The following is a 16,615-nucleotide window of genomic DNA, read 5'->3' on the forward strand; positions in this document are numbered from 1 at the left end:
ATCTGAAATATCATGCACTATTTTGCTCTGAAAAGTAGTTCAGTCTGTGAGTCAAGTGGCGGTTTGGTCTCTAAGACTGAACTGCTTTTCATTCATTGGCAGCATTAAACAAACAATGGAGTCTTTCGAATTCAATAACCAAATGTACTTATGGGGGAAGATCTCTAGATTTAATAAAATTATTAAACCAAGCGAGAATTTCCTTTTATATACTTTTTTCATATTCATTTCAAATCTTATCTATATTTTATAGATAGATCATTGAGTGGTAGGTTGGAATTATCGAATACTTCACAAAAAGGAGAGATGATAATGAATTCATATGTACGTGCGCGAGTAAATGGACTTCCCTATGACCAGCACTTGTCAGCTTCCTTCGTTGAAGAAGGAATACAGGTGGATGAACAATCCGTGGATTCTTGGTCTCCTCCAGTCCAAGGGACCGTCTATGGGACACTTTTGAATGATCGAGAGGCACTCAAAGCCATGGAGAATGAGTTGGATAACCCTCCATATAAAAAGCCGCCCGAAGCCCCGGTGTTGTACATAAAACCGATCAACACCTTTTCATCACACAAGGCGGATATCGTCCTTCCAGACGGGGAAGACCAGGTCCAAATCGGAGCGAGTGTCGGCCTTGTGATCGGAAAAAAAGCTACCAATATCCCAATTGAAAATGTCTATGATTATATAGAAGGTTACACGATTGTAAATGATGTCAGTATCCCGCATAAAAGTATCTTTCGTCCAGCAATCAAGGAAAAGTCACGGGACGGCTTTTGTCCGATGGGGCCATGGGTGGTACCAAAAAGAAATATCGCTGATCCGGGTCAACTAGAGTTGAACCTTTATATCAACCAGGAATTCAAACAGCGTTTTTCAACAAGAAACTTAGTCAGGTCGATCCCTGAACTTCTCTCAGACGTGACAGAGTTCATGACGCTGCAAGAAGGGGATTTGCTGATGGTCGGGTGTGGAGCGCGTCTGCCAACAGTTAAAGAAGGTGAAACAATCCGCGTGGAGTGCGCTGAACTTGGAGTGTTGGAAAACACAGTAAGGAGGGTCGGTCTATGAAAACAGCACGCATAGCGTTTGAAGGAGATATTCATTCTGCTGTCTCCACTTCCGAGGGGTTGTTGCTTGCGAACGGAAAAGTGGTTGAGGAAGAGGAAGTGGTATGGCTGCCACCTGTCAAGCCAGTTACATGTTTTGCACTTGGACTCAATTATATCGACCATGCGAGTGAACTGGAATTCCAGGCACCAGAGGAACCGCTCGTTTTTTTAAAAGGGCCGAACACGTTCATCGGTCATAACGGACGTACAAAAAGACCTTGTGACGTTACAAACATGCACTACGAATGTGAACTGGCAGTTGTAATCGGACACCAAGCCAAAAAGGTCCACCAACAAGCTGCTTATGACTATGTGGCTGGCTACACGATTGCAAATGACTATGCCTTCAGAGATTACTTGGAAAACTATTATCGCCCGAATTTACGCGTTAAAAACCGCGATCACTCAACACCGATCGGCCCCTGGTTAGTGGATGCGGCAGATGTCGAAGATCCAATGAATCTGAATTTGCGGACGTTTGTCAATGGGGAGCTCGTCCAGGAAGGTTCTACGAAGGATATGATTTTCGGTGTGCCATACTTGATTGAATATTTGAGCAGCTTTATGACCTTGAATCCCGGAGATGTTATTTTGACAGGGACACCTAAAGGAACGATTGATACAAAAGTTGGGGATGAAGTCGTAACAGAAATCGAAGGGCTGGGCCGCTTGAAGAACACAGTTGAATAAGGAGGAGTCATGATGCCGCACATCGTTGTAGAATACACTGATAATTTGTCTTCACACATAAATATCAAAGGTTTGTTAGAACAAATTAATGACGCTGTCATGGCGGAAAAAGATGTATTCCCGATTGGAGGTATTCGGAGTCGTGCCTACGAACTGATGGATTATCACGTGGCGGATGGAAAGGAAAACGATGCTTTCGTCCATCTCAATTTAAAAATCGGGAAAGGACGATCAGACGAGGAAAAAAAGAGAGTATGCGAGCGGCTTTTTCAAGTTTTGCAGGAATACTTTTCCGAATATGCAAGTGAACACTACCTCGCTTTATCACTTGAACTGAATGAGTTTCAGCATCAGACCTATAAAGCGAATAATATCCACAAACGATTCTCATGAGTATGCTAACGGCATGCTCTTTTTTTAGCGCGTTTCAAACCACATACTTCGACATAATGGCAGGATTGTTGAAGACACGATTTCGAGTCATTTTGTGAGAGAATCGGGTCGCCGGGGAATGCTTTCGCTTTCCGCGGGAGCGCGTTGAGCCTCCTCGGACTGTCCTGTGGGGTCTCAACATGCCCTCTCTTCCCGCAGGAGTCTTCGCATTCCCCGCCGCCCCTTGCTATATGTTTTTCTCGAAATTCGTTCAGAAAAAAACTGTCATATATGAGTGAGAATCAAACATCTTACGCTTAATTACAGGGTGTCCTCCATGAATGCTCCCCTTTAGATGTAGTTTCGAGAATCTTCTTAATCGTATGGTTGGCTGGAAAACAGCGAGACTCCCGCGGGAATGGATTGGCTGGCAAGACCCCACAGAGCTTCATAGCTCGAGGAGGCTTGCCGTCATCCCCGCAGGAAAGCGAGCCGTTTCCCAGCCAACCATAACCTCATACAAAGCCTCGAAACTGAGTCTTACACAATAGGAAGCTTATGGGATAAACTTATCTTTAAAATTACAAAAAGTAACCTATATGAAAATCATTATGTAAAACTACATTATTGATATTTATCAAAGAGAGTGGACAGTGGTACTCTTAAATTGTTTCATAATTCCGACTATAATAATCGAAAATGAAAGCGCTTGCTTATTGATCGATAAACTTTGAATTTCAATACAGGAAGGGGAAAGGCAGCGCGAGAAAGGCATTAAGTAAAAAGGTGGAAAGTGTCGTAAAAGGCCTTTATTTCAAGTTAAAAAAAGGGGTGAGCCAGATGTTGGGTTTTGATGATTTTTGGATCGGTTTAGTATGGTTCGGTACGATTCTTGCGCCTCTTGGGTGCGTCCTTTATGGTGCTCTGATGTGGAATAAGGGAGGGGAGGAAGAATGAATTTAGCGATTTTACTACCACTTGTCCTTGTTTATATCGGGATAATGTCTTTACTCGCATATTATGGATACAAAAAGACAGTGACCCCGGAAGATTACCTTGTCGGAGGGCGTAATACAAACCCGATTATCATGGCTCTCTCCTATGGTGCAACGTTCATCAGCACATTGGCCATGGTAGGATTCGGAGGGGTCGCTTCTGTTTATGGGATGGGCTTATTATGGCTCGCTTTTTTGAATATCGTGTTAGGAATTTTCGTTGCTTTTGCTGTATTCGGGAAACGGATCCGTTCTATGTCCTCAAAGCTGAATGCCTCGACCTTTCCGACATTTCTAGGGAAACATTATGATTCTAAATTCATCACAGTTTTCGCAGGGGTGATGATTTTTATTTTTATGCCTGCCTACACGAGCATTGTTCTAATTGGAGGCGGGCGTTTCTTACAAGAATCGTTATCGATCAACTTTAATGTCGCGCTGCTGGTTCTTGCTTTCATAGTAGCGGTCTATGTCATTACCGGCGGGATAAAGGCTGTCATGTACACAGATGCCTTCGGGGCTGTGATCATGCTTGTGGGTATGGCGATCTTCTTGTTCATGACCTATCAGGCAGTAGGTGGACTGTTTGGTGGACACAGGGCGTTACAATCGTTGTCGAGCATGGTTCCGGACAATTTAAAAGCAGACGGGCATAATGGCTGGATGAGTATGCCGGACCTTGGATCACCGATGTGGTGGACACTTGTCAGTACAATGATTCTCGGTGTCGGGATCGGGGTACTGGCACAGCCGCAGCTTGCAATGAGAAGTATGACTGTTTCCAGTAACAAATCCCTTTATCGCTCGGTTATTGTCGGTGGGGTCTTTATTTTCTTCATGGCAGGGGCTGCGTATATGATCGGGCCGCTCAGCAACGTGTATTTCATGGAAACGAGTGGACAACTTGCCATCCAAGCAGCAGGAGGAAATACAGACCTTGTGATTCCAAAAATGATCAGTACCTTGATGCCAGATTGGTTTGTTTATTTATTCACGCTTACTTTGATTTCAGCTACGTTATCGACTGTCAGTTCTTTGATCCATGTCCAGTCCTCTGCTTTTGGGGAAGATATTTTGCGGACCATCGGTGTTAAGAAAATCTTTGCAGGTAAAATAAGCCCTAATCGACTGGGAGTGATCGTTGGAGTTGTGCTTGCAGTCATTCTTGCTTATGCACTTCCGGGTGGAATCATTGCCCAGGCGACAGCTTTTTGGTTCGGGATATGTGCGGCTGGATTTCTGCCGGCATTGACTGGTGCTCTATTTTGGAAAAGAGCATCAAGACAAGGGGCAGCCGCAAGTATGGTCGTCGGTTTTTCCATGAGTGTGTTCGGGTTTCTTTTTTTGAAAAGCTCCCAATCTTCAGCTTTCGGAGTCTCTCAAGCCCTATTCGGCCGTGATTTCCTGCTGCCATTTCCCTGGACGAACATTGACCCCTTGCTGTACTCCTTGCCACTCTCGACGATTGTATTTATCAGTGTAAGCTTGATGACGAATAAGAAAGAAAAACAGGAATGGAATAAAGAAAAAATAGACGCCGTTCAGTAAAAAAAGCCGTCTCTTCAATTTTGGAGAGACGGCTTTTTGCGATCCAGATTGAACTAGGATTTTGCTCTTAGTTTGTCAAAGTGGAAGGTTTTCAAGTTTCAAAGTTTCCAAGGTGTCTATCATCCGTTGGGATGCTTTTGTCAGGTACCGGTCTTTTTGCCAAATGACGGCGGATTCAGCTAGAATGTCAGCATTTCTCAGGCGATAGCTTTTTAAATTTCGGAAGGGAAAAGCGTCAAGGGTCGACTTAGGAACTATTGTAGCTCCGACACCACGAGCCACGAGAGAAAGGAGCATGGCCGCATCCGGGCATTCACATGTAATACTTGGTTCAAAGCCGTGGGCACGGCATTCTTCGATAATTAACTCGAATTGCCCGCGTCCACTAATCCGATGCAACAACATGAGCGGGATATCGCGAAGTTCTTCCACATCGATCCTTCCCTCTTCATTACTGATTTTCCATACCTCCGGGGCTACGAGAATGTAAGGTTCAGAAGGAAGCGTCAGTATATTGAAGTCCTCGGAATGGAGAGGTAATCTGACAATCGCCAGCTCAATTTCGCGAGTTTTAATACATTCTTCAAGGAAATACGTATCCCCCTCACGTAGTTGATAAGTCATATGGGGGTGTTGGGTTTTGAACGTGTTTAGAGCAGTACTCAAATAAGAAAAACATGACTTGGTGGAACCGATGTGCATTTTTCCGCGCATCCCCTCACTCGTCTCACGTACTTCGATTAGTGCTTCATCAAATTCTTGAAGGAGCAGTCCTGCTTTTTCAAAAAGGATTTCGCCAGCTTTTGTCAGTTCAAGTTTACGTCCCTGACGATCGAACAACTTCAAGTTCAGTTCTGTTTCCATCAGTTTGATTTGCTGACTGAGAGGTGGTTGGGCCATGTGCAGCCTCTTAGCTGCTTTCGTTACCTGCTGTTCCTCTGCGACTGTACGGAAATAGCGTAATTGTTTTAAATCCATCTTCTCGATCCCCTTCCATTCCGTTTATATCTTTTATGTATATAAAGTAAATAATATAGATATTTTCCATATACTTTTCGCTGTGATAACTTTAAGATACAAAGTTTATTGAATATTTGCAAACTTTTTTGGCGGGTTTGCATTTTTAAAGAAAAGTAAAGTAAGCGCTGTCATTTTTTATTCAGAAGGAGGATTTTTTTATGAGTGACATGCATGTAGCAGCAAGTGAAAAACAGAAAGCACTCGCCAATGTGCACAATGTCCAGCTTTATATTGATGGTCGGTTCGTCAATGCTGAATCGAATCAGGAGTTTGATAACATCAATCCATTTACAAATGAAAAAATTAACAGCGTGGCCTCAGGTGGGAAAGAGGACATCCATAAAGCAGCACTTGCTGCTAAACGAGCATTCAAAGGTGAATGGGGAAATATGAAGCAGAAGGAACGCCTTGCTTTCATTTATAAGATTGCGGATCTGATTGATGAACATGTGGAAGAACTTGCGCCACTGGAATCTTATGATACAGGGCTGCCGCTAAGCATTACGAAAAAAATGGTCAGCCGTGCTTCACAGAACTTCCGCTTTTACGCAGAGATGGTTTCAAGCCGGATGGTGGGGGACGCCTATCAAGTCGATGATGAGTTTTTGAACTACACGATTCATAAACCAGTTGGAGTGGCGGGGTTGATTACACCTTGGAATGCTCCTTTCATGTTGGAAACGTGGAAAATCGCACCGGCTCTTGCGACTGGAAACACCGTCATTTTGAAACCGGCAGAATGGTCGCCGCTTACAGCCAACAAACTGGCTGAAATTATCGACAAATCAGGATTGCCTGACGGCGTATTCAATGTTGTTCACGGTTTTGGGGAAACAGCTGGGGCATCACTGGTCGCTCACGAAGATGTCGAGCTCATTTCCTTTACAGGGGAAACGACCACGGGTTCTGAAATAATGAAAAACGGAGCCGATGCTTTGAAACGCTTTTCCATGGAACTAGGTGGAAAATCACCGATCATCGTCTTTGATGATGCGGATCTGACTCGAGCTTTGGATGCCTGCACGTGGGGAATCTTTTCTTTCAATGGCGAACGGTGTACAGCCAATTCAAGACTTTATATCCACGAAGATGTTGCTGATCGATTCATCGCCGCCTTGAAGGAACGGGTCGATAATATCAGGGTTGGTGACCCGTTGGATGAAAGGACCCAGGTCGGACCGCTTATTCATAAGGAACATTTTGAAAATGTGAACAGCTATCTTGAGATTGCTAAAGAAGAAGGCTGTGAGGTTTACCAGGGCCGTGTCCCAGAGGAATATAAACGAGGTAATTACGTACCGCCGACAATTTTACTCAATGCTGACAACTCTATGCGTGTGGTCCAGGAGGAGATTTTCGGTCCTGTGCTGGCGGTCATGACCTTCCGTGATGAAGAGGAAGTGATCGAACTTGCAAACGATGTGCGCTATGGTTTGGCAGGATATGTATGGACGAAGGATATCCAGCGCGGCCATCGAGTTTCACAGGCTGTCAATGCCGGGATGCTTTGGCTTAACTCTCAAAATGTGCGTGATTTACGGACACCGTTCGGTGGGTCCAAACATAGTGGGATAGGGCGCGAAGGTGGCTATTATGCGTTTGAATTTTATACAGAAATGCAAGTTGTACATGTAGCGCTGGGTGACCATAATATCCCACAATTCGGTAAAAAATAAAGGAGGAGAACTATGCCAGCTAAAACAGGTGCACAATATATTGAACGATTGAAGAAAGCGAAAAACAACGTCTATATCGCTGGAGAACGAGTGGAGGATCCGACCACGCATCCGGCATTCAAAAATGTGATCCAATCAATGGCGAAACTTTATGATAAACAATATGAAAAGCCGGATAAAATGCTTTATACCTCCCCAAAAACGGGAGATCAAGTCGGTATGACGTTTTACCAGCCTGAGACGGTTGAGGATTTGATTAAAAGAAGGGAAGCCATCCAGGAATGGGCGCGCCTTTCCGGCGGAATGATGGGACGGTCCCCTGATTATTTGAATGCAGAAGTCATGGCGATGGGAGTGGCCAATGATCTTTTTGCGGAAGACGATCCGATGTTCGCAGAGAACGCGAAAAACTATTACGACTATGCGCGCGAGAATGATATCAGTTTGACGCACACTTTGATCCACCCGCAAGTGAACCGGGAGAAAGCCCAGCATGAACAACAAGATGCGAATGTCGCGCTTCATCTTGTTGAGAAAAGAAGTGACGGAATCGTTGTAGACGGTGCCCGGCTGCTGGCTACTCAAGGTGGAATCACTGATGAGATCCTCGTCTTCCCTTCCACAGTGAAAAAGGCAGGCGAGCTTGATGATCCCTACTCCCTTGCTTTTGTCGTGCCGAATAATACAAAAGGACTCAAGTTCTTTAGCCGTGAATCATTCGATTATGGCAAGAATGAATGGGACCACCCATTAGGCGGGCGCTTTGAAGAGGGCGATGCCATTGTTTATTTTGACAATGTTTTTGTGCCGTGGGAGAAGGTATTTGTTTGTGGGAATTCATCCATATGTAACCGCACATTTGTTGAAACCAATGCCGTTGTGCACATGTCTCACCAGGTTGTAGCCAAAAATATCGTGAAGACAGAATTCGTCCTCGGCGTTATTCTAAGTGTCATGGATTCCATCGGCATCGATAAATTTCAACACGTGATGGATAAGGGAACTGAAGTGATGTTGATCTTGGAAAATATGAAATCACACCTTTATAAAGCAGAGCACAATGCGAAACTTGATAAATGGGGAACGATGACACCAGATTTTGAAGCCTTGAATGCAGCACGCAACTGGTTTCCGCGCGTCTACCCGCGGATGACAGAAATCCTCCGTATTCTCGGTGCTTCAGGGATGATGGGAATCCCTTCTGAAGCTGATTTTCAAAACGAGGAGATTGCTCCGTTACTCGATCGGGCGTTACAGTCGAAGAATCTGCAAGGCTATGATCGTGTGAAACTCTTCCGTTTAGCCTGGGACGTGACAATGAGTGCGTTCGGAAGCAGGCAGACGCATTATGAGTATTACTTCTTCGGGGATCCGGTCAAGATGGGAATGACTTATTTCGATCAGTTCGATAAAGAGCCGTATAAAGCGTTCGTCCAGGATTTTTTAAGTGATGTGAAATCATCTAAACCGACAAAAGTGTGAGGAGTGGAAGTATGAGTTTTGATATTATTCGTTCAGGACGCGCCGTTTTACATGTCACAGACTTAGAAAAATCTCGAAAATTCTATGATGCGCTCGGTTTTATAGTGACGGACTCAGATGAAGAGCAAATTTTCTTAAGAGGATTAGAGGAGCACAATCATCACAGTCTGCTGCTAAAGAAGAAACATGAGCCGGCATTGGAGGTCATCAGCTATAAGGTTCGCTCAGAAGCTGACTTGGACCGATTGGCAGCAAAGCTTGAGCAAGACGGTTATCAAGTGAAGTGGATCGACAAGCAAAAAGCGCTCGGGCGTGCCTTTCGCTATCAAGATATCTCTGGCCTCCCTGTCGAGTTTTATTGCCAAATGGAGACGGTCGAACGCAAGCTGCAGCAATACGACCTTTATAAGGGAGCGAAAGTGCAGCGCATCGATCATTTCAATTGTATGGTCTCGGATGTAGAGTCTGTGCAGGATTATTATATGAAGGAACTCGGTTTTTCCTGTTCTGAGTACACAGCTGGTGAAGAAGATAAAGTCTGGGCTACATGGCTTCATCGTAAACCGAGTGTCCATGATGTCGCCTTTATGAATGGGGATGGGCCGCGCCTTCACCATGTAGGCTTTTGGTTGAAGGATCCAATGAGTCTGATCGACGGTTGTGATTTCCTCGCATCTATCGGCTATGCGCCTAATATCGAACGCGGGCCTGGCCGCCACGGATTATCTAATGCCTTTTTCCTATACCTGCGTGATCCTGATGGGCATCGGATTGAACTATATAACGGTGATTACTTGACAAGTGACCCGGATTTCAAACCGATTCGATGGGAACTGAATGACCCGATGCGTCAAACTTTCTGGGGACACGAAGCTCCTGACTGCTGGTTTGAAGAAGCCACCGAAGTGCTGGACGTGAACAGTCAAAAGAAAGTGAAGACAACAGCCGCCAAGTTGAAAAAACATAAACCGACCTTTGTGATTTAATAAAATGGATGAGGTGATCAAAATGGACGATCGTATGTTTCGGACAGCTATGGGGAAATTTGCTACAGGAGTCACTGTCATCGCTTCAGAAGCAAACGGTGAAGTACATGGAATGACAGCGAATGCTTTCATGTCCGTTTCACTGGATCCCAAACTTATCCTTATCTCTGTCGGGAAAAATGCAAAAATGAACCAGACCATTCAACAAGCCCAGAAATTCACGGTCAATATCCTGTCAGAAAATCAACAGGAAATGTCGATGATTTTTGCCGGCCAAATGGAAGGTCGTGAAGTGGGATTCGATCGCTTTGAAGAAATGCCGATCATCGAAAACTCACTCGTTAGTCTGGCGTGCAACGTATATGACGCACATGAAGCGGGCGACCACATGTTATACGTCGGAGAAGTGGTCAATTTGTGTATCCAGGATGGTGACCCACTGACGTTTTTCGAAGGGAAATATAATTCTCACGTAACTTCATAAGAGGAAGGGGGAGGAAAGGATGAAGCGGATTCATATAGATTTTCCCATCGATGCAAAAATCCAGGAAAATAGTGAAGCATGTGTGATGGCGTTGGGGTTCTTTGACGGAGTTCACCTTGGTCACCAAGAAATCATTAAGCAAGCCAGACAAATCGCGGATAGAAAAAATTTGAAGCTAGCGGTGATGACATTTTTTCCACACCCTTCTTCTGTTATTCCAAAGGGTCCGACTGTAACAAAATACTTGACTCCACTACCGGTCAAGATGAAAATATTCGAGCTGCTGGGTGTCGACCTGATGTATGTTGTTGAATTCAATGCCCAGGTGGCAAAAATTCCGCACGACAAGTTTGTTGACGATTATCTGGCTGGCCTTCACGTTCGCCACGTCATTGCCGGGTTTGATTACAAGTATGGTTTCAAAGGTAAAGGCAGCATGGAGCAAATGGTGATCGACAGTGCTGATCGTTTTGAAGTCACCACTGTTTCCAAGTTCACACGAGAACAGCAAAAAGTAGGGTCGACATTACTTCGGGAATTGTTATCCTCAGGAAAAGTTGAAAAAGTGAGGACTTACCTGGGAAAAGATTATGAAATGAATGGATTGATGAACGGTCAGGGTGGAAAAGTGGAAGTTATGATAGATTCCGATTATTTTCTTCCATGTTCTGGTCTTTATGAAGTGACGGTTCACTATCAAGGCATACGGGCAAAAGGGGTATGTGAAATCAGCTCGCAAATAGCGAATGACCGTCTGCAAGTAAGGTTGTTTCATGAATCCTTAATTGGACACGATCAACCTGTCATAGTAGCTTGGAACAATTTCATCGCTGATTTTGATATGGAGGAATTTCATGCTCAGGCAAATATGCTCGATGTAAGTTTATAAAAACAGAGGAGGATTCGTATGGCTGACGATTATACTGAAATCAAATCGAAATTACGAGGGTCGATCACCCCTGTCATCACCCCGTTTAAGGGAGATGGTTCGATCGATTTTGAAAAGATGAGTGAACTGATTGAATTTCAATTGGCCAATGGCACGCACGGAATATCTGTGACCGGTACATCCGGCGAACCAAGCTCCATGACCCTGGAGGAACGTGAGCAAGTGATGCTGAACGCTCAACAAACGATCAACGGCCGTGTTCCTTTTGTTCCAGGCACTGGCTCAACAAATCATGATGAAACGATGCGTTTGACTAAGAAGGCAGAAGATATCGGGGCTGATGCAGCCATGGTCATCGTCCCTTATTACAATAAACCGAATCAGCAGGCGCTTTATAAGCATTTCAAAACCGTTGCTGATTCGGTTGAGATCCCGATCATCGTTTATAACATCCCTGGACGAACAGCGCAGAACCTTCATGTCGATACACTGGCTCAGCTAAGTCGTGATTGTCCGAACATTATCGGGGTCAAAGAGTCAAACAAAGACTTTGAGCATGTCAATCGTGTGCTTCAACGCTGCGGACGTGATTTCTTATTGTTTTCCGGCATCGAATTGCTTTGTTATCCGATGTTGGCCATCGGTGGGGCAGGGTCAGTAAGTGCGACCGCCAACGTCCTTCCAGGCAAAGTGGCAGAAATGCATGATGCCTGGTTTGATGGGGACGTCGTAAGGGCTCAGAAGCTTCACTATGAGCTAATGGAACTGAACGACGTACTCTTCAAGGATACCAATCCTGCTCCAGTGAAAGCTGCACTTGGTATGATGGGTAAAATTGAACCCCATTTACGTTTGCCGATGGATGTTCCTTCTAAAGAATTGCAAGCGGAAATCCGTGAGACACTGAATAAGTATAATATTACTGTAGAGTATGCTTAAGAAAAATAAGCCTGAGGACGCTCGCCCGCGTTCTTGGGTTTTTTGCTATACTGAGTGAAAAGAGGAGAGGATGAGACATATGGATTTATATCTGAAAGGGAAATCTGTCGTTGTAACCGCCGCAAGTAAAGGACTTGGTAAAGCAACAGCTATGCAGTTCGCCGAAGAGGGCGCCCATGTTCTGATTTCGAGCAGGAGTGAAGACGAATTGGAAAAGGCACGAACTGAAATCATTTCAAAAACGGGGAATGAGAATGTGGACTACCAAGTCTGTGATGTAACGAGTCCTTTGCAAATCACTGCGCTGATTGAAAAAGCGGTGGCGTGGAATGGGACGGTGGATGTACTGATCAATAATGCGGGCGGGCCGCCTGCCGGGTCCTTCGACGATTTTGCTGATGAAGATTGGCAGGAGGCTTTTGAACTGAATCTGTTAAGTTTCACTCGTACCATCCGGGAGGTTCTGCCACATATGAAACAACAACAAAGCGGCCATATCTTGAACATTGCTTCTTCATCGATCAAGCAATCGCTTGATAACTTGATTCTGTCCAACACCTTCAGAGCTGGGATCGTCGGCTTATCCAAAAGTCTATCACAGGAATTGGCTGGCGATAATATTCTTATCAATACGGTCGGTCCTGGACGGATAGCCACAGATCGAGTGGCTGATCTTGACGCTTCCAAAGCCGAAAAGCTCGGTGTCCCTGTTGCGGATGTACAAGAAAAAGCAGCTGGATCAATCCCGATGCAGCGCTATGGGGAACCGGAAGAGTTTGCCCGTGCTGTCGTTTTTCTTGCTTCAGGTGGAAATACATACGTGACAGGCCAGGCCCTCGTGGTCGATGGAGGTCTCGTAAAAGCTCTATAAACAATCTCAATTATGAACCATAGCAAAACCCCATCCTCTCTTCAGTAACTGAAGGGAGGTTTTTATTTGGAAAAAAATGTTTGACCTGAGGTGGTAAAAAAAGGTTCACTTGAGGTGACAGTCATTTCCTTTCATTTATCACAGATAATGCCGATATTTATAAAGGATTTATTAAATTTAATCGATTGTACATAAAGGTCCGTAGAATTAGAGGTGTGAAAGGGGTACATCATGGTTTCCATTTTACTCGTTGAAGATGATAAAGAAATTGCACGAATCGTCCAGGACCATTTGAACCGACAGGGGATGGAGGTGACGTGGTCATCGACTGGGCAAGAGGGGTGGGAAGACTTTCAATATGATTCATATGATCTCGTTCTCGTCGACTTGATGCTTCCTGAGATGGATGGTTTCCAGCTTTGCAAAAATATCCGTCTCAGAAGTGACGTTCCGATTCTCATTATAAGTGCCAAGCAAGAGGATGACTCAAAAATAAAAGGGCTTGATCTAGGGGCAGATGATTATGTGACGAAGCCGTTCAGTCTTGTCGAACTCACAGCTAGAGTACAGTCACATTTACGCAGGTATCAACGCTACAAAGGCGTGGAAAGAACCCCTGAAACTCAATCGTTCACACACGGATTGAGGATCGACTTGGAACGACGGGCCGTTTTTGTCGAAGAAAAGGAAACGCCGCTCACTTCAAAGGAGTTCGCCTTACTACGTTTATTCGTGACCCATCCCCGCCGGACTTTTTCAAAAGGAGAACTGTACGAGCATGTATGGGGAGAGGTCGATGTAGCCGGTAACAATACCATCAATGTCCATATCAAGAGTTTGCGAAAAAAGCTCGGTGAGCAATTAAAGGACCCTATGTGGATTGAAACGGTCTGGGGTACTGGCTATCGCTTTATCGGAGAAGCGATATCATGAAAATCCGTACATGGCTGATGGTCAGTTACTTAATTGTCATGATGCTGCCGCTTGCTGCTGCATATGGTTTCTTCCTGCTCGTTCAAGATTGGGACCAATCTCGTCGCCCGGCGGATACCTTTGAGTTGACCGAACAGCTCCGCTCTATTGAAGATCAGCTTCAATCTCCTGCGCTCTATCAAGTACAGCAACTAGAATCTATAGAAAAGGTCCTGCCAAAATCGATTGATGATGACCGGATTACATTGAAGTTGTATCGTACGGATGGGGTTCGTGTGTATCACTCTGAAGATGAACACCATTCTCTGCAGCAAATGGATCGCTCCCGGTTATTGAAAAACCTCTATCAATATGATTTGACCTATCACACTCTGAAGGTCAAAAAGCCGGTATTTGAGAATCAGCAAATTCAAGGTGTTTATGAAATCAGCATCGATCGCTCCAACTGGGTCGAAGGAGTGGAGACGCGGCGGACGATGATGACGGTCGCATTTCTCGTGTTGTTCATACTTTTATACGCTGCCGTCCTTTGGTTGCTGCAAAAGAAATTGAACAACCCGCTGAAAGAATTGATGACAGGGATGTCAACTTTCGCTGAAAAGCATGAAACCGTCCATTTCACTCAAAAAAAGAACGATGAAATAGGTCGTCTGATGACTCATTTTGAACAGATGCAAAAACAGGTGGAAACCGCTCAGAAAGAAACGGAAAGGGAGCAGGAAGAAAAGCAATTGATGATGGCTTCTTTTTCCCACGACATAAAAACGCCGCTCACCTCTCTTCAAACTTATGCCGAAGCTTTACAAAATGAAAAAGGTCTGACGCAGGAGGAACGTGAGGAATATTTGCAAATCCTCGCAAAAAAATCCTGTCACCTGAAAGGGATGATAGAGGATTTAACGACCTATGCCAAGCTGCAGTCTGCTCATTATGAGATGCCTCTTCTTGAAGTAGATGCGGAAGAATTTTTCGATATGTTGTTTGAAGGTTACGATGAGCTTGCCGCTCAGGAAGGAGTATCTCTGAAAAAAGAACATTCGATCACAGGTCCCCTCCGCGTGAATGACAGACAGATGATACGCTACGTCGATAACTTGATGAGCAATGCCCTCCGTTACACAACTGAAGGGAAGATGATTGGTCTTGCTGCCGTTGGATCAGAAATGCAGCTTCCGGCGTGGGTGTTTGCAGACAAAGTGGCCGAAGTAGATCGCTTCCGTGGCAGCAAGGCGTTATTATTGGTGCAAAATGAAGGTCCTGCTATCGATGAAGAACACCTGGAATCAATATTCATGCCTTTTTACCAGGGAGAAGGAGCACGCACATCCGACGTGACGAAAAATTCAGGTCTTGGGCTTAGTATCGCTCTTATGATCGCCGAAAAGCACGGGGGTGAGATGAAGTTGTGGTCCTTGCCAGGGAAAGGGACATTAATTGCAATGAAATTTGATGACCAACATGTGAAGGAGAGATTAATAATATGAATAAACTATGGAAAAGCTTGACCGTTCTCGGTTTTGCCTTCGTACTAGGAGCCTGTTCAGCTGAAGAGGTCAGCCAGTATTCACCTGACCAAATTGTGGCCAATGCTGTGGAAAAGGAAAGTGATATGAAACGGTATTACATGAAGGCGGAATTCAATGTCCTCAGAGGGGATGAGCAAATTGATGATTCAACGATGGAACAATGGACAGATACAGAAAACAACCGTACTAAGGTCGTTTCGAAAACCGCGGGTGGCGAGGTATCAAAGTCTGTCAATGATGGAGAAAAGGTAATCTTTTATTCCGACTTGCAAGGAGAAGCGTACGAAATGGAAGCACCTGAGCTGGCTAGTTCCGTAACAGGTCAAAATCAGCGTGAACAAATCGAGCAAACATTGGAACAGACGAGGCAAACCCATGACATCGAGCTAGTAGGTGAGGAAAAAGTAAACGGTTTTAATACGTATCACATTAAAGCGGTGCCGAAAGAAGAAGGCGGAATTCGTGGGGAAGAAGAGTACTGGGTGACGACTGAGCATTGGTTTGTCGTTAAATTCGTATCTGAAACCGACGATATTGATATGGAGTACAATGTCAGTGAATTAAAAGTCGACCCGTCTTTTGATGATCAGACATTCACGATCGATCTGCCTGAAGGTGTCGAAGTGCTGCCGTTTGAAGACATGGACCCAAGTGAAGAAATAACAATCGAAGAAGTGGGGAGCGCCTACGGTCAACCGGTATTGACTTTGATGGATGGAGCGTATCAAAGAGTGAAAATCGATCAGATCGAGATGGAGAATTTTGACCGTACGGAAGTGAATCAGGAGTATGAGAAAGATGGATATCAACAATTTACATTGACGGTTTTTGAAGCTCCAGAGGACGAAGAGATGGCGCTCGGATTAGGAGAAGAAGAGGAGCTGGAAGTTCGAGGAACAAAAGCGATTTACACAGAAGATGTAATTACGACTCTTACCTGGGAAGAAGAAGGATTGCGCTACTCTTTACTGGCTCAAAATCCTGATTTGACGAAAGATGAAATCATAGAAATCGTTGAAAAACTGGAATATACAGAATGAAAAAGAGGCCATCAGGTCTCTTTTTATTTGGAAATTTATGGTTCACCTG

The 16,615-nt window shown here is 44.7% G+C and carries 16 protein-coding genes; 15 read left to right on the forward strand and 1 reads right to left on the reverse strand.

The genetic code is table 11. The annotated features are described in order from the left end of the window. Positions 1 to 312: 312 nt before the first annotated feature. The 5 genes from HLI_RS19440 (at position 313) to HLI_RS19455 (ending at position 4,720) form a co-directional block, all read left to right on the forward strand. Positions 313 to 1,074 (forward strand): fumarylacetoacetate hydrolase family protein, encoded by a 762-nt coding sequence (locus HLI_RS19440; protein WP_164908607.1) that lies wholly within the window; start codon positions 313 to 315, stop codon positions 1,072 to 1,074. Next, entirely contained in the window at positions 1,071 to 1,805 is a 735-nt protein-coding gene (locus HLI_RS19445; protein ID WP_128526552.1) for a fumarylacetoacetate hydrolase family protein, read from the forward strand. The genes HLI_RS19440 and HLI_RS19445 overlap by 4 nt, the downstream gene beginning before the upstream one ends. Before the next feature lie 12 nt (positions 1,806 to 1,817). After that, positions 1,818 to 2,198, forward strand: coding sequence for a 5-carboxymethyl-2-hydroxymuconate Delta-isomerase (locus HLI_RS19450; protein WP_128526553.1), 381 nt, complete (start codon positions 1,818 to 1,820; stop codon positions 2,196 to 2,198). Positions 2,199 to 3,017: 819 nt separating this feature from the next. After that, positions 3,018 to 3,134 carry a symporter small accessory protein gene (locus HLI_RS22230; protein WP_347232252.1) on the forward strand — a complete coding sequence of 39 codons (117 nt, stop codon included), beginning with the start codon at positions 3,018 to 3,020 and terminating at the stop codon, positions 3,132 to 3,134. Beyond that, the gene (locus tag HLI_RS19455; protein WP_128526554.1) at positions 3,131 to 4,720 is read left to right on the forward strand and encodes a sodium:solute symporter family protein; all 1,590 of its coding nucleotides are present in this window, start codon (positions 3,131 to 3,133) and stop codon (positions 4,718 to 4,720) included. Before HLI_RS22230 ends, HLI_RS19455 begins: the two co-directional genes overlap by 4 nt. Before the next feature lie 75 nt (positions 4,721 to 4,795). Here the strand turns inward: HLI_RS19455 and HLI_RS19460 are convergent, their stop codons facing one another. Beyond that, a complete protein-coding gene (locus HLI_RS19460) occupies positions 4,796 to 5,698 on the reverse strand; it encodes a LysR family transcriptional regulator (protein WP_128526555.1) in 903 nt (300 codons plus the stop codon). Positions 5,699 to 5,898: 200 nt separating this feature from the next. On the opposite strand from HLI_RS19460, the gene hpaE reads away from it, so the two are divergent. From hpaE to HLI_RS19510, 10 genes are all read left to right on the forward strand, one after another. Then, a complete protein-coding gene (gene hpaE / locus HLI_RS19465; protein ID WP_241655892.1) occupies positions 5,899 to 7,416 on the forward strand; it encodes a 5-carboxymethyl-2-hydroxymuconate semialdehyde dehydrogenase in 1,518 nt (505 codons plus the stop codon). 12 nt (positions 7,417 to 7,428) lie between these two features. Continuing rightward, positions 7,429 to 8,898 (forward strand): 4-hydroxyphenylacetate 3-monooxygenase, oxygenase component, encoded by a 1,470-nt coding sequence (gene hpaB, locus HLI_RS19470; protein WP_128526556.1) that lies wholly within the window; start codon positions 7,429 to 7,431, stop codon positions 8,896 to 8,898. Between the two features lie 11 nt (positions 8,899 to 8,909). Further along, complete coding sequence (gene hpaD, locus HLI_RS19475) at positions 8,910 to 9,884, forward strand: 3,4-dihydroxyphenylacetate 2,3-dioxygenase (protein WP_128526557.1); 975 nt, start codon at positions 8,910 to 8,912, stop codon at positions 9,882 to 9,884. A gap of 22 nt (positions 9,885 to 9,906) precedes the next feature. Beyond that, a complete protein-coding gene (locus HLI_RS19480) occupies positions 9,907 to 10,368 on the forward strand; it encodes a flavin reductase family protein (protein ID WP_128526558.1) in 462 nt (153 codons plus the stop codon). A gap of 19 nt (positions 10,369 to 10,387) precedes the next feature. Then, positions 10,388 to 11,257, forward strand: coding sequence for an FAD synthetase family protein (locus HLI_RS19485; protein ID WP_128526559.1), 870 nt, complete (start codon positions 10,388 to 10,390; stop codon positions 11,255 to 11,257). A gap of 18 nt (positions 11,258 to 11,275) precedes the next feature. Continuing rightward, positions 11,276 to 12,196 carry a 2,4-dihydroxyhept-2-ene-1,7-dioic acid aldolase gene (hpaI, locus tag HLI_RS19490; protein WP_128526560.1) on the forward strand — a complete coding sequence of 307 codons (921 nt, stop codon included), beginning with the start codon at positions 11,276 to 11,278 and terminating at the stop codon, positions 12,194 to 12,196. Positions 12,197 to 12,275: 79 nt separating this feature from the next. Then, positions 12,276 to 13,067 (forward strand): SDR family oxidoreductase, encoded by a 792-nt coding sequence (locus tag HLI_RS19495; protein WP_128526561.1) that lies wholly within the window; start codon positions 12,276 to 12,278, stop codon positions 13,065 to 13,067. Between the two features lie 228 nt (positions 13,068 to 13,295). Beyond that, entirely contained in the window at positions 13,296 to 14,000 is a 705-nt protein-coding gene (locus HLI_RS19500) for a response regulator transcription factor (RefSeq protein ID WP_164908643.1), read from the forward strand. Then, the gene (locus tag HLI_RS19505) at positions 13,997 to 15,484 is read left to right on the forward strand and encodes a sensor histidine kinase (RefSeq protein WP_128526563.1); all 1,488 of its coding nucleotides are present in this window, start codon (positions 13,997 to 13,999) and stop codon (positions 15,482 to 15,484) included. Before HLI_RS19500 ends, HLI_RS19505 begins: the two co-directional genes overlap by 4 nt. After that, a complete protein-coding gene (locus tag HLI_RS19510) occupies positions 15,481 to 16,566 on the forward strand; it encodes a LolA family protein (protein WP_128526564.1) in 1,086 nt (361 codons plus the stop codon). Before HLI_RS19505 ends, HLI_RS19510 begins: the two co-directional genes overlap by 4 nt. The last annotated feature ends 49 nt before the right edge of the window (positions 16,567 to 16,615 follow it).

Origin of the sequence: Halobacillus litoralis (assembly GCF_004101865.1) — a bacterium.
Classification (GTDB): Bacteria; Bacillota; Bacilli; order Bacillales; family Halobacillaceae; genus Halobacillus; species Halobacillus litoralis_A.